This is a genomic window from Prevotella sp. C0209C1, assembly GCF_056583855.1.
In genome coordinates this window covers 15,287-38,941 of record NZ_JBWPJP010000005.1, presented here as the reverse complement: position 1 = coordinate 38,941, position 23,655 = coordinate 15,287, and the positions used below count along the sequence as shown (strand labels likewise).

Here is a 23,655-nt window from a genome sequence, read left to right as displayed (position 1 = left end):
TATATCATTAGTATTAGTTATGGGGCAACACAAAAACAACCGATTTATGCCACTTTGGCTGGCACTTTGTGTAGTAATAGGAATACTTATTGGAACTTTTTACACAAATCACTTTGCTGGTAATCGTCTTAATATAATAAACAGTGGTAGCAATCGATTGAACAACCTACTACATATTATAGACGATCAGTATGTAGACTCTGTAAATATAAATGACCTTGTGGACAAGGCCATACCACAAATACTTGCAGAGCTTGACCCTCATTCCGTATACATAAGTGCAAAAGACGTACAAACAGCCACAGACGACTTAAAAGGATCGTTTTCAGGCGTAGGTATAGAGTTTACTATTCGGCAAGATACCATTCGTGTCCAAAATGTAATAAAAGATGGTCCTGCTGACAAAGCAGGTGTTCTCTCTGGCGATAAAATAGTTAATATCGACGGAAAAAGTTTTGTGGGAAAAGTTGTTACCAATGAAGAAGCTATGCATCGCTTAAAGGGTCCTAAAAACTCTAAAGTGAGATTAGGAATAAAGCGTTATGGTAGTAATAATATAAAATATATTACCGTAACGCGTGGAGATATTTCAGTGAAAAGTGTTTCTTCCTTTTATATGCTTAACGACTCTATAGGTTATCTTCGTATAAAAAGCTTTGGCGAACGCACTTACGCCGAGATGCTTGCAGCTTTACAAAACTTATATATTATGGGCGCAAAAAACATTGTTATAGATCTGCGCGATAATGGTGGAGGATTGTTAGAAACTGCTGTGCAAATGGCAAATGAGTTTCTACCTAAAAACCGCTTAATAGTATATACACAAGGTAGGAAAAGCCCACGACAGGAATATAGAAGTAATGGTAAGGGAGCATATCAAAAAACGCCAATGGTTGTGCTTATTAACGAAGGTACAGCCTCTGCTGCAGAAATTTTTGCCGGAGCTATGCAAGATAATGACCGCGCAACAATCGTGGGGCGTCGCTCGTTTGGAAAAGGCTTAGTACAACAACAAATCCAATTCCCTGATGGAAGCATGATTCGTCTGACCATAGCTCGATACTATTCACCATCTGGAAGATGCATTCAAAAGCCATTTAAGCCGGGAGATAATGCCGATTACCAGCAGGATATACTTTCACGTTACCTACATGGAGAGTTCTTCTCACAAGATAGCATAAAGCATGTTGGGCCAGTATATCACACTTTCCTTGGCAGAAAAGTGTATGGAGGTGGAGGAATAACACCCGATATTTTTGTGCCTGAAGATACTCTTAATTTTACATCTTATTATAAAGAGGCTGCTACAAGCGGATTAATACTTCAGTATACTTTCAAATATACAGATAAATATCGCCCTATACTGGCTAAATATAATAATATGCATTCACTTGCTAACTATCTTAACAAACAAAACTTAGTAGAGGATTTTGCTTCATACGCTAACAAAAATGGGTTAAAGCGTAGAAATCGTATGATAAAAAAATCGCATTCGCTATTAGAAAACTATATAAATAGTCGCATAATATATAATATGTTAGACGAAACAGCGTGGATACAGTTTATCAACTTAAATGATCCTACTATAAAAAGATCGTTAGAAGTTTTTAAAAAAGGACATCTGTTTCCAGCAAAAAAATACATGCAAAAACCTAAATGAGATATATAAAATATCTCTATAACATGTTAGCATAAGTTTTATTATATATAAAGAGAAAAGAAAAGTGTCAAACTTGAGAATAACAAACAAGCTTGACACTTTTCTTTTACTACTTATTAAGCTTTTTGCTTAAACTAATATTCATAATTTTTTGCTAACCCTCCTGTACTTGTTTCTTTATATAAAGATGGTATATCATGACCTGTCTGCTTCATGACCTCTATTACACGGTCGTATGACACATGATGCATTCCATCACTAAAGGTAGCATATAGCTGAGCATCTAAAGCACGACAAGCAGCAAAGGCATTACGCTCTATACAAGGTATTTGCACCAATCCACACACAGGGTCGCAGGTCATTCCTAAATGATGTTCTAACCCCATTTCTGCTGCATACTCTATCTGTGCCGGACTTCCTCCAAAAAGCTGACACGATGCTGCCGATGCCATGGCACAAGCTACACCTACCTCGCCTTGACAACCCACCTCTGCACCTGAGATAGAAGCATTATATTTGGCAACATTACCAAATATTCCCGCAGTGGCTAAAGCATGTAATATCTTAGTTTCTGTAAAATTATGACCATTTGATAAATGGTACAATACTGCAGGAAGCACACCTGAAGCACCACAAGTGGGAGCTGTAACAATAGTGCCTCCACTCGCATTTTCCTCACTGACAGCTAATGCATAAGAATACACCAATCCCCTACTCTGCAATGATGCTTTATAAGAGCGAGCTTTAACATAATAAGTAGATGCTTTACGTGCTAATTTTAATGGACCGGGTAAAGCTCCTTCTGTATCCAACCCCCTTTCCACAGAATCTTTCATAGCTGCCCAAACCTCACGTAAATAATCCCAAAAGCCTTCATCCTCACATTGGTCTACATATTCCCAATATCCTCTACCGGTAGATTCACACCATCGCTGAATTTCCTTTATAGTATTGAGCTTGTAAACAGGACTGTTTTTAAACATATCATTCTCGCCCTTACCTTCCGAAAGAGCTCCTCCCCCTACACTATACACCGTCCATTCATCGGTAATATTATCGTTCTCGTCATATGAACGAAATAACAGGCCATTAGGGTGATAAGGTAAAAATGTCTTAGGAAGCCATTTAAGGTCTACAGGAGCTATAACCTCTAAAGGCTTTATAACAGCAATATCCGTCATATGCCCTTTACCTGTTGCAGCCAAACTACCATATAATGTTACTTCAAAACGATGTGCATCAGTATGTTTTTTACTAAAAATCTTAGCAGCACGTCTTGGTCCCATCGTGTGACTACTTGATGGACCAATGCCTATTCTGAAAATTCTTCTTAATGAATCCACTCTTTTTATATATATTAAGCCTTCTAAAAAATATTTATCCCAAACGAAAATCTATGAATGCAAAATTACGCTATTTTTTTTAAATATAGCACTTTTATAGTTTTAAAACTAAAGCCGTAGATTCAACCGTCAGTCGTAAGTTCAATTAAGAAATGCAACTTTTGGAAATAAACAAAAGGAGAGAAAAATTAAGCTTTTCTACACCTAAGTGCTAATTCTTTAAACACATTTTGTAATTTTACCTTGCTGGCTGACTACGCGCTATATATCTCATATCCTTTTTATTTGTATAATCGGGAAAGCTTTTGTATTTTTGCATGAAGTAAAGATTATTTTAAACTTTTAATTAAGGTATATTTATGGATAAAGTAGCTCTCATAGCTGGTATAACAGGACAAGATGGATCATATTTAGCTGAATTATTATTGTCTAAAGGTTATGATGTTCATGGCACAATCCGCAGATCGTCTGTCGATTTTCGAGAAAGAATTGCCCATTTAGAAGGTAAACCTCATTTTCATCTACATTATGCAGACCTTAGCGACTCAATGAGTATATTAATGGTTATAGGTAAGGTTAAGCCTACCGAAATATATAATTTGGCTGCCCAAAGTCATGTCCAGGTTAGTTTTGATTCACCAGAGTTTACCGCAGATGTGGATGCTGTTGGTGTTTTAAGAATATTAGAAGCTGTTCGTCAATTAGGACTTACACAACGATGTAAAATTTATCAAGCTTCTACGTCTGAGCTTTATGGTAAAGTTGAGGAAATACCACAAAATGAAAATACTCCATTTCATCCTTATAGCCCATATGCAGTAGCTAAGTTGTATGGTTTTTGGATAGTAAGAGAATATCGTGAAGCTTATAATATGTATTGTTGTTCTGGTATTTTATTTAATCATGAAAGTGAACGTAGAGGTGAAACTTTTGTAACAAGAAAGATAACACTTGCTGCAGCTAGAATAAAACAAGGCAAACAAGATAAGCTGCTTTTAGGGAATCTTAGTTCTCTTCGCGATTGGGGATATGCTAAAGATTATGTTGAGTGTATGTGGCTAATATTACAACAAAAACAGCCAGAAGACTTTGTTATAGCAACGGGTGTTCAGCATAGTGTACGAGAGTTTTGTTATTATGCTTTTAAACGTGTTGGCATAGAATTAAAATTTGAAGGTAAAGGTTTAGAAGAGAAAGGAATAGATAAAAATACGGGTAAAGTATTAGTAGAAGTTAGTCCAGATTTTTATCGTCCTACAGACGTTGTTAATCTTTTAGGAGATCCAACTAAAGCAAAAAACAGATTGGGTTGGAATCCTAATAGTACTTCTTTTGAGGAGCTTGTAAATATTATGGTAGATAGCGATATGGCAAAAGTAGCTTCAGAAGGAGTAGCAGAAAGAGTGCGTACGAATTTAGAGGAATATTTGGAAAAGGGAATTGTAAAGTAAGATATAATAAATGTCAGAGTTGGATAAAAGTGCAAAAATCTATATTGCTGGGCACAAAGGCTTAGTAGGATCAGCAATATGGAAAAATCTCAAAGCACGTGGATATAATAATCTTATAGGGCGAAGTCATAAAGAGCTTGATCTAACAAATCAATCAGCAGTAGCTCAATTTTTTGAAAAAGAAAAGCCTGATGCTGTAGTTCTTGCTGCAGCTTTTGTTGGCGGTATTATTGCAAATTCATTGTATAGAGCTGATTTCATCATGCAAAACATGAAGATACAATGTAATGTTATAGAAAGTTCCTATATTAACAAAGTTAAGAAATTATTATTTCTAGGTAGCACATGTATATATCCTAAAAATGCTCCACAGCCTATTAAAGAGGAAAGTCTGCTTACTTCTCCATTAGAATATACTAATGAAGAATATGCTATTGCTAAAATAGCAGGACTAAAAATGTGTGAAAGCTATAATTTGCAATATGGAACTAATTATATAGCAGTAATGCCAACTAATTTATATGGTCCTAATGACAATTTTCATCTTGAAAATTCACATGTCATTCCAGGAATTATACGTAAAATATATTTAGCAAAATTACTTTATGATAATAACTGGGAAGCCATTCGTAAAGATATGGATAAACGTCCTATCACACCTGTTAATAGCTTAGAAAATATTATAGGTAAAGAAAATATAGATGGAAATAATTCTGAAGAGCGTATAATAAAAGCATTATCTTTTTATGGTATAGAAAATAATAAAGTAACACTTTGGGGAGATGGCAGTCCGCTGCGTGAATTTCTTTGGAGTGAGGATATGGCAGATGCCAGTGTACATATATTATTAAATGTAGATTTTAAAGATATTATAGGAATAGAAAAATATTCAAGTACTTTTTATGGGACAAAAACAAATGGAGCTATAGATAGAAACAATAGTTCTAATCGTGGAGGTGCTATTCTTTCTCTTGGTGAAATTAGAAATTGCCATATAAATGTAGGTACAGGTAAAGAAATATCTATTAAGTCTTTAGCTTATCTTATTAAAAAGGTTATTAAGTTTGAAGGAGATATAGTTTGGGATATAAAAAAGCCAAATGGGACTCCACGAAAACTTATAGATGTAACGAAATTGCATAGTTTGGGGTGGACTCATAAAATAGAAATAGAACAAGGCATAAATAATATTTTTAAATGGTATAAAGAAAGTATATTATGAAAAAACAAATAATCATAGGTATGATAGCATTAATATCACCTACTTTTCTTATGGCTCAGAAGATTAATTATCCTACACCTCCATCTGATAAAACTATGGATAAATATTTTGGCATCGAAGTATTAGATCCTTATCGTCCATTAGAGAATGATACTGCTAAAGCTACTATTAATTGGGTAAAGGCTGAAAATAGTATAACATCAAGATATCTGTCTAAGATACCATTTCGTGGAAAAATATTAAAAAGGATGAAAGAACTTGCTAATTATGAGAAATATTCCTTTCCATGGTATAATAAACATACAAAAAAATGGTACTTTTATCTTAATAATGGGCTACAAAATCAAAGCGTATTATACGTTATGGATAAGTTAGGTGATGAAAAAAAAGCTCAAGTATTTATTGATCCAAATAAATTTTCTACAGATGGTACTGTTGCTTTAAAAAGCGTCAACTTTTCCAATAATGGAAAATATGTAGCATATGCTATTTCTCGTAATGGCAGTGATTGGCAAGAATTTTATGTTATAGATACTAATACAGGTAAACTTCTTAAGGATCATATAAAGTGGTCAAAGTTTTCTAATGCTTCATGGCTTGGTGATGGATTTTATTATTCTGCTTATGATAGTCCTAAACAAGGTAATGGTTTAAGCAATATAAATTCTGTTCAAAAGATTTTTTATCACAAAATAGGTACTCCACAATCTGATGATGTTTTGTTTTATCAAAATCCAGAACATCCAATGCGTTTTTATACAGTAAGTATTAATGAAGATGAAACGATGATGTTTTTAACAGAGAGTGGTGCTGGACAGGGAAATGGGCTCTATGTACGTAATCTTAAACAAAAAGATAGTCAATTTATTCAGATTAATGCTAATTTAGATGTGCAATGTAATCCTATTAAAACAATTGGAGATAATATATATATACTAACAGATGAAAAAGCTCCAACTAACAAATTGGTTGTTACTGATATTCATCATCTTAGTAAAACGGAGTGGAAAACTATTATCCCTGCAAGTAAGAATGTTTTAGAAGATGTTACTTTTGCAGATAAACAATTAATTATCACATATATACAAGATGCCTGTAGTCATTCATATTTATATTCAATCGATGGAAAGCTGCTTAGAGAAATAAAATTTCCTAGTTTAGGAAGTGTTAGTTTTAGTGGCGATTTTTATCGACCAGAGATATTTTATTCTTTTACATCTTTTACAGAGCCTACAAGTATTTACAAATACGATATTAATAAAAATACAAGCAAAATATATACTGCACCTAATATAAAGTTTAATAAGACTAAATTTATTACAGAACAAATATATATTACAAGTAAGGATGGGACAAAAGTACCCGTTTTTTTAACTTATAAAAAAGGATTAAAACGCAATGCTAAAAATCCTCTTCTTCTTTATGCATATGGTGGTTTTGGCATTTCTTTGACTCCTTCATTTTCTTTTGTTCGACTGCCTTTTATTGAGAATGGGGGGATATATGCTATGGCATGTTTACGTGGTGGAAATGAATTTGGCGAAGCATGGCACCTTGCAGGCACAAAGATGAATAAACAAAATGTCTTTAATGATTTTATATCTGCAGCAGAATATCTTATTAAAGCTAAATATACTAATAAGGATTTACTTGCTATTCAAGGAGGCTCTAATGGAGGATTACTCATAGGTGCTTGTATGACACAACGTCCAGAGCTTTATAAAGTATGTATCCCGCAAGTAGGTGTAATGGATATGCTTAGATATCATAAATTTACTATAGGTTGGAATTGGGCTTCCGATTATGGAACAAGTGCAGACTCCAAAGAAATGTTTTTATACCTAAAATCATACTCTCCTCTTCATAATATTAAAAAAGGTATATCATATCCAGCTACTCTTATAACTACAGCTGATCATGACGATCGTGTTGTACCAGCTCATTCTTTCAAGTTTGCTGCAGCTTTACAGGCTGCAAATGCTGGTAGCACACCTACTCTTATACGTATAGATACAAATGCAGGTCATGGAGGCGGTAAACCTTTGTCAAAACAATTAGAAGAACAAGCAGATATTTATAGCTTTATACTTTATAATATGGGACTAAAATACTGAAAATTTTATGCAAATACTATTAGCTTCAGCTAAAATTATGAAGAGTGAAACATCTTTAGCCGCTTCAATAAATTCTATTCCTATATTTTTAAAGGAGGCTCAAACTCTTGCTAGAGAATTAAGTGAATATACTATAGAAGAATTAACAAATTTATTAAAATGTAGTGTAAATATAGCTTTAGAAAATAAATTGCGTTATCAAGACTTTATGAACCAATATGCATGTCTCCCAGCAATTTTTGCTTATTATGGACAGGTATATAAATGTCTTAAGGTTGACTCTCTAACTACAGATAACTTGATATACGCACAGAAGCACTTATTTATATTAAGCTTTTTATATGGTATACTACGCCCTTTAGATAATATTCATCCTTATCGTTTAGAGGGTAATGTTGTTTTAAAATCAACTAATTTTTCTAATATTTTTGCATATTGGAAGCCTTTACTTACAGACTTTTTAATAGACAAAGTAAAAAAAGATGATGGCATTCTCTTACATCTGGCTACAGAAGAATTCCAACATCTTTTTGATTGGAAACGAATATTAAGCGAAGTGCATGTAATTAAGCCTTTATTTATGATAAATAAAGGCTCTAAACTTAAAATAATAAGTATGTATGCTAAAAGTTGTCGTGGTGCTATGACTAATTATATTATTAAAAATAAAATAAATACAATCTCTCAACTTTTAAAATTCGAATACAATGGATTTGTTTATGAAAGACATTATGGTGACAAAGATAATCCACATTTTATATTAGATTCACCAATTAAAACGTATATATGATATATAAAAAGTTGAAAAATATAATTTTATTACTTAAATAAAGATAAACAATTTATACTTCTCTCTAATAAAATCTCTTTTACATAAATGAAATAGTTATTATTAATCTATTATTAAATATATTGTATAATAACTATTTTGTTTCAAAAGAGAATTTATTATTTTTCATTTTTAGCGCGCAAAAATAATTCTTTCTGATGTTCTGTAAGATTTTCAGGCAACTTAACGTGGTAAGTTATAATAAAATCTCCTATAATTCCATTACCTATATTTTTTCCTTTTCCACGTAGTCGTACTTTAGTCCCATTCTGTGTACTTTCTTTTATCTTTAGTTTAGCCTTCCTACCATTTGGTAACCTGATAATAACATCACCTCCTAAAAGAGCAGTAAATAAATCAATGTTAACTTGTTGTTCTATATTTCCATTAATTGGTTTTGCCATATTTTCATTAAACATAGAAGAGCTATAGTTTTCTTGCTTAATTCGTCCACTGCCAAATAGATCTTGAAAGAAGCTACTAAAGCCCCCTCCCCTACTAGTGTTAAAGGTGCTAAAATCAAAGTTAGCAAAAGGATTACTATAATCTTTGCTAGACTCATTAAATCCAGAATCTTTACTATTTGAAAATCCGCCGACATCTTTCCATTGTTCTCCATATTTATCGTATTGTGCTCTTTTTTGTGGATCTCCAATTACTTCATATGCCTCGTTTAAGGCTTGAAATTTAGCTTTAGCCTTTGGATCGTTGGGGTGTAGATCAGGATGAAATTGTTTAGCACGTTTACGATAAGCAGCTCTAACATCTTGTTGTGGTATATTTTTATCTACACCAAGTATTTTGTAATAATCTATAAATGCCATAATAATCTATATTTGTATATTAATATTCTCATATCATATTATAGCAAAAGATATGCCATTAATCCATTCTGTCTCTATAATCTTCATAGCTATATGTACGAAGTATTTCTAAATCTTTATTACTGTGAAGTAAGGCTATTGCTGGGTGTGAAATTCCATTAAATGTATTTGTTTTTACAGTAGTATAATGAAGCATATCTTCAAAAATAATATTTTCTCCGATTTGTAGTTTATGATCAAATTTCCAATTACCCATCCAATCACCACTAAGGCAGCTATTTCCACCTAATCTATAAGTAAAAGGATCTGTTGTCTTTCCGCTATTAGGTTGCGTCTCTGCACCACGCACAATAGGATTATAAGGCATTTCTAAGCAATCAGGCATATGGGCAGTAAAACTAACATTAAGAATTGCAGTACGATATCCTCTATCTTCTATAATATCTACTACTTGCGATACAAGTGTACCTACTTGCCAACCAAAAGCACTACCAGGCTCTAAAATTACTTTTAACCATGGATAACGATTATGAAAGCCTTGTAATATGTCTATCAGCTTATCTATATCGTAATTTGCGCGTGTCATAAGATGTCCACCACCAAAATTTATCCATTTTAATTGTGAAAACCAAATAGCAAATTTTTCTTCTATGTGTGCTAATGTTCGTTCAAAAACATCACTTCCATTTTCACAGTGACAATGAATGTGAAATCCTTCTATATCTGAAGGCAATTTTTCAGGAATATTTTTTGCTAATATTCCAAATCTTGTACCAGGAGCGCAAGGGTTATATAATAATGTCTTTATTTCAGAATATTCAGGATTAACTCGAATCCCAAGACTGATTTTTTTATTATAAACTCTTGCTTTTAAATGATAGCGTTCATACTGCTGAAAAGAATTAAAAGTAAGATGAGAGGAGCATTTTACAATGTCTTTTATCTCATAATCTGTGTACGCAGGAGAAAAAGTATGACAAGGGGTTCCAAATTCTTCTAAACCTAAACGAGCCTCGTTTAAAGATGAAGCTGTAGTAGCATTAATATATTCTCTGAAAATAGGAAAAGTTTTCCATAAAGCGTATGCTTTAAAAGCTAAAATAATTTCCACAGATGCTTTATTTGCAATATTTGCAATAAGTGATAAATTCTTGCGTAATTTATCTTCTTCGAGCACATACATAGGTTTAGTCAGCTCTTTAAAAGTAGTTGAGTTTATCTTCATGCTTGCAAAAATACTCATTTATTTGTAATTTCAGGAAAATATATTTACCTTTGCATTATAAAAATAGTTTTTAGTAAATATATATTGCTATTGTTTATATTTTTAGTATAATAAATTATCAAGGTATGAAGCTAGTCGTAATGACTATATCCACATATTATATTGAGAAAAAATGGGGAATTATTTTTCCTTTGATGAGATTTATGAATATATTCTTTTCTCAAAACATATCATTCCTTTTCTTTATATTATTATATTTTTTGTTTAACTTTTTATGAGTATATAAAGAAATCACATATAGAACAAATCTTTTACATTTATATAATATAAATAAAATGAGTAAAAATAACTCTTTTTTGGTCTTCTCTGGTACAAAAACGAGATATCTCGCAGAGAAAATATGCACAAGTTTAGGTTGTCCATTAGGAAACTTAGTTATGACTCGCTTCTCTGATGGTGAGTTTGTTGTTTCGTATGAGCAAAGCATTCGTGGTAAGGATGTTTTTTTAGTACAAAGCACTTTTCCTAATTCTGATAATCTTATGGAACTCTTGTTAATGATAGATGCAGCTAAGCGTGCTTCTGCCCGTCAGATTATAGCAGTAATACCTTATTTTGGTTGGGCTCGTCAAGATAGGAAGGATAAGCCACGTGTAAGTATTGGTGCAAAGTTAATAGCTGACCTTCTAAGTGTTTCAGGTATTGATCGTTTAATAACTATGGATCTTCATGCAGATCAAATTCAAGGTTTCTTTAACGTTCCAGTAGATCATCTCTATGCTAGTGGAGTATTATTGCCTTATGTACAAAGTTTAAAGCTTGATAATTTGGTTATAGCAAGCCCTGATGTGGGTGGTTCTAAACGTGCTAATACTTATGCTAAATATTTAGGTTGCCCACTAGTGTTATGCAACAAAACACGAGCACGAGCAAATGTTATTGCTACTATGCAAATAATTGGTGATGTTAAGGATAAAAATGTAGTTATTGTTGATGATATGGTAGATACTGCTGGTACCATTACTAAAGCTGCAGATATAATGAAAGAAGCTGGTGCTACGAGCGTTCGTGCTCTTGCCTCTCATTGTGTAATGTCAGGACCTGCTACTGAGCGTGTAGAAGCATCTTCTCTAGACGAAATAGTTTTTACAGATTCTATACCTTATACTGATCGCTGTTCCAAGGTAAAGCAGATTTCTGTTGCAGATATGTTTGCTGAGACAATACGCCGTGTAGTAAATAATGAAAGTATTTCAAATCAATATCTTATATAAAATATATTATCATATATAATTTTGGCTTAAGTGGTATTGGGATAAGTATTTTAAGTTCTACTTTTATTTTTATTGCCTTTATTTTAAGTTAAGCTAAGGTTTTGCTATTTTATAAGAAATAGAACTGTATTCTTAATATATAAGAATATGGTTCTTTTTATTATTTATTCTATATTCTAAAAAAAACTATAATGGAAGGTACATATTAATAAAGAATGCTATTTTTTATAGTTCAGATTAAATTTTCATTTATTTTTTATACTTTTGTAAGTATTATGAAATGTAAAGTAAAATGCTCAACATGTGGCAATATATTTGCTGCAGAAACCCAAAAATATGGTAAAAATAAATTTCGATGTCCATATTGTGGGGTTATCTTAGAATATAGTTTCGACAAACCTGCTCCTTTTTATACAACAGCAAGAGAGGTCGTTCCATTGGTAAATATTACTAATATAGAATCTCAAAAAGAAAACATCCCAGAAGTAAAAAGTAAATTACTTGCTATGGCTTCTAAAGATTTATCACAAACTAAGCAAGATAAATCAATTTACATTTCTAAACAAATGTCCAATACATCTTCTCAAACTAGTTTGATAATAAAAGAAGCAGCTAAAACTACATCAAAAATTGTAGCTAGATCCTCTTTCTTTTTAATTAAGATACAAGAAAAATATAAGAATGGAGATTTGTGGATTTTTTTTATTTTTAGTTTTATATTTATTATTTTGACTATAGCTTTTCTTTTAATTTTTGCTGAACTTACTAATTTTTTAGCAAAAGGTCACTCATGGATCTTTAAGCATTATATAGAATTAAGAAATATGATTTGAATATATTGTATATATATATAGTTTAAGGAACTGTTATTTAAATATTTTGAGTACTTCTTATGAATATAATAGTAGTAACATTTATAATAATAAAATAGAATTATATCACAAAAAAAGTTGACTTTGGACGACTATATTCTTAATTCTATTTCTAAGAAAAATAATGAAATATTATTTATGTTATCAATGATTTTAATAAAATTTATCTATCTTTGCATTATAAATAATTATAATATATAGCATGGAATTTTCTGCAAAACAAATAGCACAGTTTATTCAAGGACAGGTTGAAGGAGATGAAAATGTTATCATCAATGATTTCTGCAAAATAGAAGAAGGTAAAAAGGGAAGTATTTCTTTTTTATCTAATCCAAAATATACTCATTATCTTTATACAACAAAGGCATCTGTAGTTTTAATAGATAAATCTATTGAAATAAATAAGCCATTTGATGTTACATTAATAAAAGTAGATAATGCCCGTGATTGCATCGCAAAGCTTTTACAACTATATGATAAGATGAAGCCTAAAAAGAAAGGTATTGATCCTTTGGCTTTTGTATCTCCTACAGCAAAAGTTGGTAAAAATGTATACATAGGTGCTTTTGCTTATATTGGTGATAATGTTGTGTTAGGGGATAATACAATGATATATCCACATGTAACAATAATGGATGAAACATCTTTGGGTGATAATTGTATTATATATCCTAATGTTACTATTTACAATAATTGTAAATTAAGTAATAATATTATTATTCATTCTGGGAGCGTTATAGGAGCTGATGGGTTTGGTTTTGCTCCTAATTTTGATAATAATTGCTATGATAAGATACCACAAATTGGTATAGTAACTATTGAAGATGATGTAGAAATAGGTGCAAATACTTGTATAGATAGAGCAACCATGGGAAGTACGTATATTCATAAAGGTGTAAAGCTTGATAATCTTATACAAATAGCTCATAATAATGATATAGGTGCAAATACTGTAATGAGTGCGCAGGTAGGTATTGCTGGTTCTACAAAAGTAGGAGAATGGTGTATGTTTGGTGGACAGGTAGGTATCTCTGGACATATAACTATAGGAAATAAAGTCTTTTTAGGAGCACAATCAGGAGTACCTGGCAAATTAAAAGATAATCAACAATTAATAGGCACTCCACCTATGCCACAACGTAATTACTTTAAGTCTCAAGCTATTTTTAAACAGTTACCTGAAATGTATAAGCAATTAAGTGCTTTACAAAAGGAAATAGAAAAATTAAAAAAACAGAAATAACACACTTATAAATGGAAACAGTAAAGCAGAAAACTCTTAAAGGTAGTTTTTCCTTATTTGGAAAGGGGCTTCACACAGGTTTAAATCTTACAGTAACTTTCAATCCTGCTCCTGAAAATACTGGATATAAAATACAACGTATTGATTTAGAAGGTCACCCTATTATTAATGCAGTCGCAGAATATGTAGAAGAAACTCAACGTGGTACTGTTCTAGTTAAAGGAAATATGCGTATTAGTACAATAGAACATGCTATGGCTGCTATATATGCAATGGGTGTTGATAACTGCTTAATACAAGTTAATGGTCCTGAGTTTCCTATACTTGATGGTTCTGCGGCTATGTATGTTCAGAAAATTAAGGAAGTTGGCTTAAGTGAACAAAATGCAGCAAAAGACTATTATATTATTCGTAAGAAAATAGAGATAAAAGATGGTGATTCTATTATCACTATTCTTCCAGACAACGACTTCTCTATAACAACAATGTGTTCATTTAAATCGAAATTTATTAGTAGCCAATTTGCTACACTGGATAGTATTTCCCAGTTTGAAGAAGAAATATCATCGGCTCGTACTTTTGTATTTGTACGTGATATTTTACCTTTACTTCAAGCTAATCTAATAAAAGGAGGAGATTTAGATAATGCTATTGTTATATACGAACAACATTTGGAACAGGAAAAATTGGACCAGTTAGCTGATTTGCTTCATGTTCCTCATATCGATGCTAATAATATTGGTTATATTCAACATAAACCTTTAAAATGGGATAATGAATGTACTCGCCATAAATTACTTGATATAATAGGAGATTTGGCTTTAATAGGCAAACCACTTAAAGGTAGGATAATAGCAACGCGTCCAGGTCATACTGTAAACAATAAGTTTGCTCGTCTCATGCGTAAAGAGCTTAGAAAGCATGATATTCAAGCCCCTGATTATGACCAAACTAAAGAGCCGTTAATGGATAATATACGTATAAAAGAGTTACTGCCTCATAGATATCCAATGCAGCTTATAGATAAAATCATTTCAATGGGGTCCACTACTATTGTTGGATTAAAGAATATATCAAGTGATGAACCTTTCTTTCAAGGTCATTTCCCAAGTGAACCTGTTATGCCTGGAGTTTTACAGGTCGAAGCTATGGCGCAATGTGGCGGACTATTGGTTCTTTCACAATTAGAAGAGCCTGAACGTTGGTCTACATATTTCTTAAGAATAAATGATGTTAAATTCCGTCAAAAAGTAGTTCCTGGAGATACTTTACTTTTTAAAGTTGAACTTTTAGCACCAGTTAGGCATGGTATAAGTTCTATGAAAGGATATGCCTTTGTTGGAGATAATGTCGTAACAGAGGCATCTTTTACAGCTCAAATTATAAAAAACAAGTAATTAAATTTTATATACTTACTATGAATAAAATTAGTCCATTAGCTTTTATACACCCAGATGCAAAACTTGGTGATAACAATATAATTGGTCCGTTTTGTTATATTGATAGTAATACAATAATTGGTAATAATAACAATTTACAAAACAGTGTAACTATTAATTATGGAGCACGTATAGGCAATGGTAATGAGATACTTGCCGGAGCAAGTATTTCTACTAAACCACAAGATTTAAAGTTTAATGGTGAAGACACCATTTGTGAAATAGGGGATAATAATTCTATACGCGAAAATGTAACTATTTCAAGAGGAACAGCTTCTAAAGGAACTACAATTGTTGGTAGTAATAATCTTTTAATGGAAAATATGCATATTGCCCATGATTGTCAGATAGGATCTAATTGTATAATAGGAAATTCCACTAAATTTGCAGGAGAAGTTACAATTGATGATGGTGCTATAATTTCGGCTGCTGTTCTTTGTCATCAATTTTGTCATATTGGTGGTGGGGTAATGGTGCAAGGAGGTAGTCGTTTCTCTCAAGATATTCCTCCTTTTATTATTGCAGGTAAAGACCCCGTAAGATATTGTGGTATCAATCTCATAGGGTTGCGTCGTAGAGGGTATAGTAATGATGAAATAACAGCTATTCATAATGCTTATCGCTTAATATATAGTACTGGCACCAAATATGAAAATATTCAAAAAATAAAGGATACTATGGATATAACAGATGAGATACAGTATATTATCGATTTTGTAATTAATTCAGAACGTGGAATAATTCGGCAATAGAAACTTGAAAAAAAAGACATTAATAGTAATTACTGGTCCCACAGGAGTTGGTAAAACAGAAACAACTATTCAGATAGCAGAATATTTTAAAGCTATCATTCTTAATGCTGATTCTCGTCAACTATTTTCCGAAATACCAATAGGTACAGCGGCTCCTACTCCTATTCAGCAAGCAAGAGTTAAACATCTCTTTGTAGGAAACTTAAAACTAACAGATTATTATTCTGCAAGTAAATATGAACATGATGTTATTCAATATATGAAGCAAACATTAGACCCTATTACTATTTTATCAGGAGGGTCTATGATGTATATAGATGCTGTATGTAAAGGAATAGATGAAATCCCTACAGTATTACCACAAATACGTAAATCTTTAACTGTTCGTTTAGCTCAAGAAGGACTTGATAATCTTTGTAAAGAATTATATTATTTAGACCCAGAATATTATTCTATTGTTGATAAAAAAAATCAACGTCGCGTACTTCATGCTTTAGAAATATGTTTTCAAACGGGGAAACCTTATTCTTCATTTCGTACAAATGTTATAAAAAAAAGATCTTTTAATATTATTAAGATAGGATTAAAAAGAGAGCGTGAAGAGCTTTACAACCGTATTAATCAACGTGTTTTAAAGATGATAGATGATGGATTAGAAAAAGAAGTATTAAGAGTTTATCCTTATCGATATTTAAATTCGCTCAATACTGTTGGATATAAAGAAATGTTTCAATATGCAGATGGACTAACAACACTTGATGAAACTATATTTAAAATACAAAGTAATAGTCGACGATATGCACGAAAACAGCTAACATGGTTTAATAAAGATAATGAAATACAATGGTTTACTCCATATAATATTGAAGGAATCTTAAATTATATTACCCAAAAACTAAATACACTAAGATAATAATTACCTTTGTTATTAATAAACTTATAGTGTTACACTTTATAATATGAAGAGATTTTTTATTTTTATAAAAAAAACTATCAGAGGATTTTTGATCTTTTTTTCATGGTATGCGCACCTATATAAAAATAGGGCTTGGTATACAAAAATAGCATTAGTTTTTATGACACTAATTGTCTCCATTTTCTTATTTTTAGGAATGGTAGATATAAATTTCTTAGGTTTATTTGGCAAATCTCCAGGTTTTTTTGAAATAAGAACTCCACCTACATATGCTGCTTCTGAAATATATAGTGCCGACTCTGTACTAATAGGTAAATATTTTAAAGAAAACAGAACCCCTGTTAAATATAAAGATGTTAATCCTATTTTTTGGAAAGCACTTATAAGTACTGAAGATGAACGTTTTTATAGCCATCATGGTATTGATTTTATGGGTATTGGTGGTGCTTTAAAAGATGCCATTACTCGTAGTGATGCACGTGGTGCTTCTACCATTACGCAACAATTAGCTAAGAATATGTTTCGCGTACGTACACAATATTCCACAGGACTTTTAGGGCATATACCTGGTATTCGTATGCTCATCATGAAGAGCAAGGAGTGGATAATAGCGATTAAGCTTGAAATGATATATTCCAAGAAAGAGATTCTTACAATGTACGCTAATACTGTTGATTTTGGTAATAATGCTTATGGTATCAAAACTGCTGCACGCACTTATTATGATACTAATCCTGCTAATCTTACTACAGACCAAGTGGCTACATTAGTAGGAATGCTAAAGGCTACTACATATTATAGCCCACTACTCCATCCTAAAAAATCGTTAAAGCGACGCAACACTGTTTTATATAACATGGTTACACATAATGTGTTGAGTCGTGATAAATATGCTGCACTTATAAAACTTCCTATAAAACTTAACATACATGTAGAAGAAAATTATGCTGGGAAAGCACAGTATTTTAGAGGTTATGTTGCTCATTATCTTGAAAATTGGTGTAAAGATAATGGTTATGATCTATATAGTAGTGGGTTGAAAATATATACAACTATTGATACGCGTATGCAAAAAATGGCAGAAGATGCTGTCCGTAAGCAGATGAAACGTATTCAAAAGGAGTTTGAACAGCATTGGGGAAATCAAGATCCATGGAGAGATGAGAAAGGAAATGTCATTCCTGGTTTTATAGAAAGTATTGCAGAGCGGCAGCCTTTTTATAAACATCTTGTTCAAAAATATCCTAATAATAGGGATAGTGTCTTATATTACCTCAATAAGCCTCATAATGTAAAATTATTTGATTATGATAAAGGTGTAATAGAAAAACGAATGTCTTCAATGGATTCTATCAGATATATGGTTCGTTTTATGCATTGTTCTATGGTAGCAATGGAACCAGATACAAGAGCTGTTCGGGCATGGGTTGGTGATGTTGACTTTAATACATGGAAGTATGATAAAGTGATAGCAGAGCGACAACCTGGTTCTACTTTTAAATTATTTGTTTATTCTGAAGCTATGAATCAAGGATTAACTCCTTGTGATAAACGTCGAGATGAATATATATCAATGCAAGTAATAGATAAGAAAACAGGGTTGATGCAAACGTGGAGGCCTTCAAATGCTAATGGACGTTTTTCGGGTGATTCAATACCGCTTCATCTTGCTTTTGCTAAAAGCATTAATTCCATAGCTGTTCGTCTTGGACAAGAAATGGGTATAAAGAATATTATTCATACTGCTCAGGATATGGGTATTAAGAGTCCTTTAGATGATGAGCCTTCATTAGCTTTAGGAGCAAGTGATGTTAACTTATTAGAGATGACAGATGCTTATAGTACTGTAGCTAATTATGGTGAACATAGAGATCCTATTGTCATTACACGTATTTTAGATAAAGATGGTAATGAAGTTTATGTGGCTCCGCGCAATCATACTCAGGCTATTCCATATAAAAGTGCCTATTTAATGCAATTAATGCTTAAGGCTACTTTAACTGATCCTAATGGAACAAGTCGGACGCTTAAGAATTATATTTTTAATGATACAGACTGGGGAGGTAAAACTGGAACAACTAATAATCACTCTGATGCCTGGTATATGGCAGTAAGTCCGAAACTCGTAATAGGTGCTTGGGTAGGAGGAGAATATCGTAGTATACATTTCCGTACAGGTGCACTTGGACAAGGATCAAAAACAGCATTACCTATTTGTGGAGAATTTATTTATAGCCTTATGCGTGATAGACGTTTCCTAAAGTATCATACAAAATGGCACCTTGATCCTGATGAGGGAATTGATTCTACCGCATATTTTTGTACCCGTTATATTCCAAAGCATAAAAAAGTAGATTATGATAGTCTTAGAACTACTCGTTTGCAACGGCAAAATCAAGACGAAGAAGATGAGGATAATATAGATAAAATAGAAGATAATCCTAATACTTCAGAGTCGCCCACTTCTTCTAAAGGTGAACAACATAACTCATCACCAGAAAGGCAAAATTCATCAACAATAGAAGAATCGAATATAAAACAACTTAAAAAACCAAAAGTAGAGAAACTTTAAATTTGGATAGTAACAATATATATATTATTATAATCTTTGTTTTAAAAGTCAATCTATCTATTGTAAACAATTAATAAATATTATATGAGTTAGAAAAATAAATGGTAAGGCGACAAAAAGAAATATATCTGTTTATTTTACTTTTTCTTTATGACCTAATAATTATATAAAAAGAAAATGGGTAAAGAACATTTAAAAAGCAAAACAATGTTGGATATTGATTTGGATAATCCTGAACTGCAAAATGCTCTTCAAATTATTCAATTTACGCATAACTCTTTATTTTTAACAGGAAGAGCAGGTACAGGTAAATCCACATTCTTACGCTATATTGCTCAAACTACTAAAAAAAAATGTATTATACTTGCGCCTACAGGCATTGCGGCTATAAATGTTGGTGGGAGTACTTTACATAGCTTTTTTAAATTACCTTTTCATCCTCTTCTTCCTAACGATCAGCGTTATTCTATTAGTCAGCTGCGTAATACTTTAAAATATAATAGTGATAAAGTAAAACTTCTGCGTGAGATAGAACTTATTATTATTGATGAAATAAGTATGGTTCGTGCAGATATAATAGATTTTATTGATAAAGTGCTTCGTGTATATACACATAATATGCGTGAACCTTTTGGGGGTAAGCAACTTCTTCTAGTGGGTGATATTTATCAACTTGAGCCTGTTGTTAAAGAAGAAGATCGTCGCCTTTTGCAATCTTATTACTCGAATAATTTCTTTTTCAACGCTAAGATTTTTCGTGAATATCCTCTAATAAGTATCGAACTTAATAAGGTGTATCGTCAATCAGATCCGAAGTTTATATCCATTCTTGATCATTTTCGAACAAATAATGCCACAGAAAACGATTTTAAAATAATTAATTCAAGAGTTAAAACTTTTTCATTTTCACATTCTTCTAAAAATAAATCTTCTTTTACCATCACTCTTTCTTCTAAAAGAGATACAGTAGATTGGATTAACAAAGAGGAATTAAATAAGCTTTCTGGTTTACCTACAAGTTTTATTGGTGAAATAAAAGGAGAGTTTCCTGATAATAGTCTTCCAACTCCTATAGAGCTTAATATTAAAGAGGGAGCTCATATTATGTTTATAAAAAATGATATAGATCATCAATGGGTTAATGGTACATTAGGCATAATAAGTGGCATTAATAAGGAAGAAGGGTTAATATATGTTATAGTTGAAGAAGGAAAGGAAGTACAAGTTCAACGTGAGCTATGGGAAAATGTACATTATACGTTTAATGAGAAAGAGAGAAAAATAGAAGAAGAGCAAATAGGCACTTATAAACAGTTCCCTATTAAACTGGCTTGGGCTATAACTATTCATAAAAGTCAAGGACTCACCTTTAATAACGTTAATATTGATTTTAGTGATGGAGTATTTGCTGGCGGACAAGCATATGTTGCCCTTTCACGTTGTACTTCTTTAGAAGGTATTACTCTTAAAACGCCACTTAGTCGTAATGAAGTTTTTGTATGTAACGAAGTTTCCAATTTTGCAAGTCATTTCAATAATAACAAAATTATATCACAGGTTTTAAAGCAAAGTAAAGCTGATCGTGAATATGTTGATGCTATAAAAGATTTTAATAAAAGGGATTTTGATAGCTTTCTTAAAAATTTTTTTAAGGCTATTCATAGTAGATATGATATAGAGCGTCCTAATATCCAAAGATATATACGAAGAAAATTAAATATAATAAACCTTTTGCACAATGAGCTTGAATTGTTAAAGAAAGAGCGTCAGAATAAGGAAATACTGCTTAAAAAGCTTTCTATGGAATATGTACTTATGGGGAAAGATTGTGAGTATGAGGGTGTTAAAGAAGCTGCTATAAACAATTATAAAAAAGCACTTGAATTATATCCAGATAACCCTGAGGCTAAAAGAAAACTTTATGAATTAACTAAAAAAACTTAGATAAAAATATCTATTTTATCTATCATTAAATATTTCAAATATACAATTATGACATGAAGAAAAAATCTATAAGTTCATCACTACTTATTTTAGTTATTTTTATATTACTGATTATTATATTTAATCGTAAAAAAATAACTTCATCTATACCTCTGTCTGATACCGTAGAAGCTTCAAAATTTATTCCTATTAAAACGAAAAATCATATTAATATAAATTTAAAAAATATTACTTCATTGGATTTTCCCAAATATAGTATTACTAAAGAGAATGTTTTTATACCTGATACTCTAAGTCTTGCTGAAGATGAAGAAAATATTGCTAGTGGTAATTATACAGCAATACTTACTCTTGATACTATACTAAATAAAAAATTTATAGCTCAAATACAAAAAAATGCACTAAAAGATACTTGTTGGAAAATAAAAGATGCTTATATCTCATATATTCACAAAGATAAAAAAGGAGGAAAATATAACATTAGTTTTTCTACTAAAGGTAGGCAGATTACAGTAACTCATATAGAATGAAAGTATAATATCTTACAATCATATGATACAATTCTTAGAAACAATACGTCTTGTTAATGGGGTTTTACAACATATAGATTTACATCAACAACGTGTAAATAATACTTTAAGAGCATATTATAATGAAAAAATAGATCTTTCTTCTATAAAAATACCATATCCTTATAAAGAAGGTGTATTCAAATGCAGGATAGTATATGATAAAAAGATACAAGAAATTAAATTCATACCATATACTATTAAGATTCGCAAAACTGTAAAATTAATTATTAATAATAATATAAATTACCAATATAAGTATGCTAATCGTACAGAACTGGATTCATTATTGCACAATGCAAATACTGATGATATTATTATAATAAAGAATGGGTTTCTTACAGATAGTGCTTATGCTAATATAATATTGCAAAACAGTAATGGACTTTTTACACCAGCTCATCCGCTTTTATATGGCACAATGCGTCAATATCTACTTAATAATAATTTTATTATTAGTAAAGATATTCATATAAATAGTCTATCATATTTTCAATATATTTATTTTATAAATGCTATGCAGCCTTTTGGAAGCCAACCGCCTATATACGTTAAAGATATTATACTATAGAATGAAAATATGATTTTATATTAATTAAAATATTGATCTTCTTGTTTATTCAGCTAAATTATTGTAATTTTGCAGAGCTATTACGGGCTAATAGCATTAAAAATTCAAACCTTTAAAATAAAAATTAAATGGCAACAAAAATCAGATTGCAACGTGGCGGTCGTAAAAGCTATGCTTTTTATAGTATTGTTATCGCTGACGTTCGTGCACCACGTGATGGTAAATTTACTGAAAAGATTGGTACTTATAATCCTAACACCAATCCTGCTACTGTAGATTTGAATTTCGAACGGGCTCTTTATTGGGTAGAAACAGGTGCTCAGCCTACAGACACTGTTCGTAACATTCTCAAAGGAGAAGGTGTTTATTTAATGAAACATTTGCGCGGTGGAGTAAAGAAAGGTGCTTTTGATGAAGCTACTGCTGAAAAGAAGTTTGATGCTTGGAAGCAAGCTAAGACTAATGCTACTGAAGCTGCAGAAAAGAAAGCAGCTGAAGAGAAAAAGGCTGCTGCAGCAAAGAACCTTGAAGAAGAAAAGAAAGTCAAAGAAGCAATTGCTAAAAAGGTAGCAGAGAAAAAGGCTCAAGCTGCACAAGCTGCAGCTGAAGAGTCAGCTCCCACAGAGGAGCAAGCTGCTGAATAAAAAGCATAAAGCTTAGGCTTACTATTAAAAGTAGGAGGTAAACACTAATAATAGATGTTTACCTCCTTTTTTTTTACATACTTATTATACCAACTCCCTTAGAAATAGTACAATTAGTAAAATATATAACAAAATAGGCTGGTAAAATAGCCAGCCTATCAATTTGTCTATTATAAATATTTGGAGCTTTT

Annotated in this window: 19 protein-coding genes; 16 read left to right on the top strand and 3 right to left on the bottom strand. The window is 31.6% G+C overall.

All coding sequences use genetic code 11. The annotated features are described in order from the left end of the window. Positions 1 to 19 precede the first annotated feature (19 nt). Positions 20 to 1,660: a S41 family peptidase gene (locus AC1DCD_RS02220; RefSeq protein WP_464640008.1), complete on the top strand. Its 1,641-nt coding sequence runs from the start codon at positions 20 to 22 to the stop codon at positions 1,658 to 1,660. 134 nt (positions 1,661 to 1,794) lie between these two features. On the opposite strand, the gene AC1DCD_RS02215 is transcribed toward AC1DCD_RS02220, so the two are convergent. After that, complete coding sequence (locus tag AC1DCD_RS02215; RefSeq protein ID WP_024992710.1) at positions 1,795 to 3,003, bottom strand: L-serine ammonia-lyase, iron-sulfur-dependent, subunit alpha; 1,209 nt, start codon at positions 3,001 to 3,003, stop codon at positions 1,795 to 1,797. A gap of 359 nt (positions 3,004 to 3,362) precedes the next feature. Between AC1DCD_RS02215 and gmd the strand changes: the two genes are divergently transcribed. From gmd to AC1DCD_RS02195, 4 genes are read left to right on the top strand one after another with little or no spacing between them, the layout of a single operon-like run. Next, a complete protein-coding gene (gene gmd, locus AC1DCD_RS02210; protein ID WP_052044950.1) occupies positions 3,363 to 4,454 on the top strand; it encodes a GDP-mannose 4,6-dehydratase in 1,092 nt (363 codons plus the stop codon). Between the two features lie 10 nt (positions 4,455 to 4,464). Then, complete coding sequence (locus tag AC1DCD_RS02205; protein ID WP_008448750.1) at positions 4,465 to 5,676, top strand: GDP-L-fucose synthase family protein; 1,212 nt, start codon at positions 4,465 to 4,467, stop codon at positions 5,674 to 5,676. Then, the gene (locus tag AC1DCD_RS02200; protein ID WP_464640011.1) at positions 5,673 to 7,790 is read left to right on the top strand and encodes a prolyl oligopeptidase family serine peptidase; all 2,118 of its coding nucleotides are present in this window, start codon (positions 5,673 to 5,675) and stop codon (positions 7,788 to 7,790) included. The genes AC1DCD_RS02205 and AC1DCD_RS02200 overlap by 4 nt, the downstream gene beginning before the upstream one ends. 7 nt (positions 7,791 to 7,797) lie before the next feature. Beyond that, positions 7,798 to 8,580: a YaaA family protein gene (locus tag AC1DCD_RS02195; RefSeq protein ID WP_464640013.1), complete on the top strand. Its 783-nt coding sequence runs from the start codon at positions 7,798 to 7,800 to the stop codon at positions 8,578 to 8,580. A gap of 158 nt (positions 8,581 to 8,738) precedes the next feature. Here AC1DCD_RS02195 and AC1DCD_RS02190 read toward each other — a convergent pair whose 3' ends face one another. Beyond that, positions 8,739 to 9,443 (bottom strand): DnaJ domain-containing protein, encoded by a 705-nt coding sequence (locus AC1DCD_RS02190; RefSeq protein ID WP_464640015.1) that lies wholly within the window; start codon positions 9,441 to 9,443, stop codon positions 8,739 to 8,741. A gap of 58 nt (positions 9,444 to 9,501) precedes the next feature. Next, entirely contained in the window at positions 9,502 to 10,668 is a 1,167-nt protein-coding gene (gene nspC, locus AC1DCD_RS02185; RefSeq protein ID WP_019035500.1) for a carboxynorspermidine decarboxylase, read from the bottom strand. Between the two features lie 335 nt (positions 10,669 to 11,003). On the opposite strand from nspC, the gene AC1DCD_RS02180 reads away from it, so the two are divergent. The 11 genes from AC1DCD_RS02180 to AC1DCD_RS02130 all read left to right on the top strand — a co-directional run bounded on the left by AC1DCD_RS02180 (position 11,004) and on the right by AC1DCD_RS02130 (position 23,464). Then, complete coding sequence (locus tag AC1DCD_RS02180) at positions 11,004 to 11,942, top strand: ribose-phosphate pyrophosphokinase (RefSeq protein ID WP_019035501.1); 939 nt, start codon at positions 11,004 to 11,006, stop codon at positions 11,940 to 11,942. Between the two features lie 275 nt (positions 11,943 to 12,217). After that, on the top strand, positions 12,218 to 12,775 hold the full coding sequence (locus tag AC1DCD_RS02175; protein WP_464640018.1) for a hypothetical protein: 558 nt from the start codon (positions 12,218 to 12,220) through the stop codon (positions 12,773 to 12,775). Between the two features lie 241 nt (positions 12,776 to 13,016). Beyond that, on the top strand, positions 13,017 to 14,057 hold the full coding sequence (gene lpxD / locus AC1DCD_RS02170; RefSeq protein WP_464640020.1) for a UDP-3-O-(3-hydroxymyristoyl)glucosamine N-acyltransferase: 1,041 nt from the start codon (positions 13,017 to 13,019) through the stop codon (positions 14,055 to 14,057). Positions 14,058 to 14,068: 11 nt separating this feature from the next. Continuing rightward, entirely contained in the window at positions 14,069 to 15,454 is a 1,386-nt protein-coding gene (locus AC1DCD_RS02165; protein WP_008448831.1) for a bifunctional UDP-3-O-[3-hydroxymyristoyl] N-acetylglucosamine deacetylase/3-hydroxyacyl-ACP dehydratase, read from the top strand. A gap of 20 nt (positions 15,455 to 15,474) precedes the next feature. Further along, positions 15,475 to 16,248 carry an acyl-ACP--UDP-N-acetylglucosamine O-acyltransferase gene (gene lpxA, locus AC1DCD_RS02160; protein ID WP_353586936.1) on the top strand — a complete coding sequence of 258 codons (774 nt, stop codon included), beginning with the start codon at positions 15,475 to 15,477 and terminating at the stop codon, positions 16,246 to 16,248. A gap of 4 nt (positions 16,249 to 16,252) precedes the next feature. Continuing rightward, the gene (miaA, locus tag AC1DCD_RS02155; RefSeq protein WP_464640023.1) at positions 16,253 to 17,161 is read left to right on the top strand and encodes a tRNA (adenosine(37)-N6)-dimethylallyltransferase MiaA; all 909 of its coding nucleotides are present in this window, start codon (positions 16,253 to 16,255) and stop codon (positions 17,159 to 17,161) included. 46 nt (positions 17,162 to 17,207) lie between these two features. Next, positions 17,208 to 19,736 carry a transglycosylase domain-containing protein gene (locus tag AC1DCD_RS02150; protein WP_464640025.1) on the top strand — a complete coding sequence of 843 codons (2,529 nt, stop codon included), beginning with the start codon at positions 17,208 to 17,210 and terminating at the stop codon, positions 19,734 to 19,736. A gap of 177 nt (positions 19,737 to 19,913) precedes the next feature. After that, complete coding sequence (locus AC1DCD_RS02145) at positions 19,914 to 21,680, top strand: AAA family ATPase (RefSeq protein WP_464640027.1); 1,767 nt, start codon at positions 19,914 to 19,916, stop codon at positions 21,678 to 21,680. Positions 21,681 to 21,733: 53 nt separating this feature from the next. After that, a complete protein-coding gene (locus AC1DCD_RS02140; protein ID WP_008448829.1) occupies positions 21,734 to 22,210 on the top strand; it encodes a hypothetical protein in 477 nt (158 codons plus the stop codon). Positions 22,211 to 22,232: 22 nt separating this feature from the next. Beyond that, the gene (locus tag AC1DCD_RS02135; protein ID WP_008448671.1) at positions 22,233 to 22,820 is read left to right on the top strand and encodes an aminotransferase class IV; all 588 of its coding nucleotides are present in this window, start codon (positions 22,233 to 22,235) and stop codon (positions 22,818 to 22,820) included. 128 nt (positions 22,821 to 22,948) lie between these two features. Next, complete coding sequence (locus AC1DCD_RS02130) at positions 22,949 to 23,464, top strand: 30S ribosomal protein S16 (protein ID WP_008448773.1); 516 nt, start codon at positions 22,949 to 22,951, stop codon at positions 23,462 to 23,464. The last annotated feature ends 191 nt before the right edge of the window (positions 23,465 to 23,655 follow it).

Coding starts and splice junctions, on each gene's coding strand:
- AC1DCD_RS02220 (WP_464640008.1), top strand. CDS start 20: ATGGGGCAACACAAAAACAACCGATTTATGCCACTTTGGCTGGCACTT.
- gmd (WP_052044950.1), top strand. CDS start 3,363: ATGGATAAAGTAGCTCTCATAGCTGGTATAACAGGACAAGATGGATCA.
- AC1DCD_RS02205 (WP_008448750.1), top strand. CDS start 4,465: ATGTCAGAGTTGGATAAAAGTGCAAAAATCTATATTGCTGGGCACAAA.
- AC1DCD_RS02200 (WP_464640011.1), top strand. CDS start 5,673: ATGAAAAAACAAATAATCATAGGTATGATAGCATTAATATCACCTACT.
- AC1DCD_RS02195 (WP_464640013.1), top strand. CDS start 7,798: ATGCAAATACTATTAGCTTCAGCTAAAATTATGAAGAGTGAAACATCT.
- AC1DCD_RS02190 (WP_464640015.1), bottom strand. CDS start 9,443: ATGGCATTTATAGATTATTACAAAATACTTGGTGTAGATAAAAATATA.
- nspC (WP_019035500.1), bottom strand. CDS start 10,668: ATGAAGATAAACTCAACTACTTTTAAAGAGCTGACTAAACCTATGTAT.
- AC1DCD_RS02180 (WP_019035501.1), top strand. CDS start 11,004: ATGAGTAAAAATAACTCTTTTTTGGTCTTCTCTGGTACAAAAACGAGA.
- AC1DCD_RS02175 (WP_464640018.1), top strand. CDS start 12,218: ATGAAATGTAAAGTAAAATGCTCAACATGTGGCAATATATTTGCTGCA.
- lpxD (WP_464640020.1), top strand. CDS start 13,017: ATGGAATTTTCTGCAAAACAAATAGCACAGTTTATTCAAGGACAGGTT.
- AC1DCD_RS02165 (WP_008448831.1), top strand. CDS start 14,069: ATGGAAACAGTAAAGCAGAAAACTCTTAAAGGTAGTTTTTCCTTATTT.
- lpxA (WP_353586936.1), top strand. CDS start 15,475: ATGAATAAAATTAGTCCATTAGCTTTTATACACCCAGATGCAAAACTT.
- AC1DCD_RS02150 (WP_464640025.1), top strand. CDS start 17,208: ATGAAGAGATTTTTTATTTTTATAAAAAAAACTATCAGAGGATTTTTG.
- AC1DCD_RS02145 (WP_464640027.1), top strand. CDS start 19,914: ATGGGTAAAGAACATTTAAAAAGCAAAACAATGTTGGATATTGATTTG.
- AC1DCD_RS02140 (WP_008448829.1), top strand. CDS start 21,734: ATGAAGAAAAAATCTATAAGTTCATCACTACTTATTTTAGTTATTTTT.
- AC1DCD_RS02135 (WP_008448671.1), top strand. CDS start 22,233: ATGATACAATTCTTAGAAACAATACGTCTTGTTAATGGGGTTTTACAA.
- AC1DCD_RS02130 (WP_008448773.1), top strand. CDS start 22,949: ATGGCAACAAAAATCAGATTGCAACGTGGCGGTCGTAAAAGCTATGCT.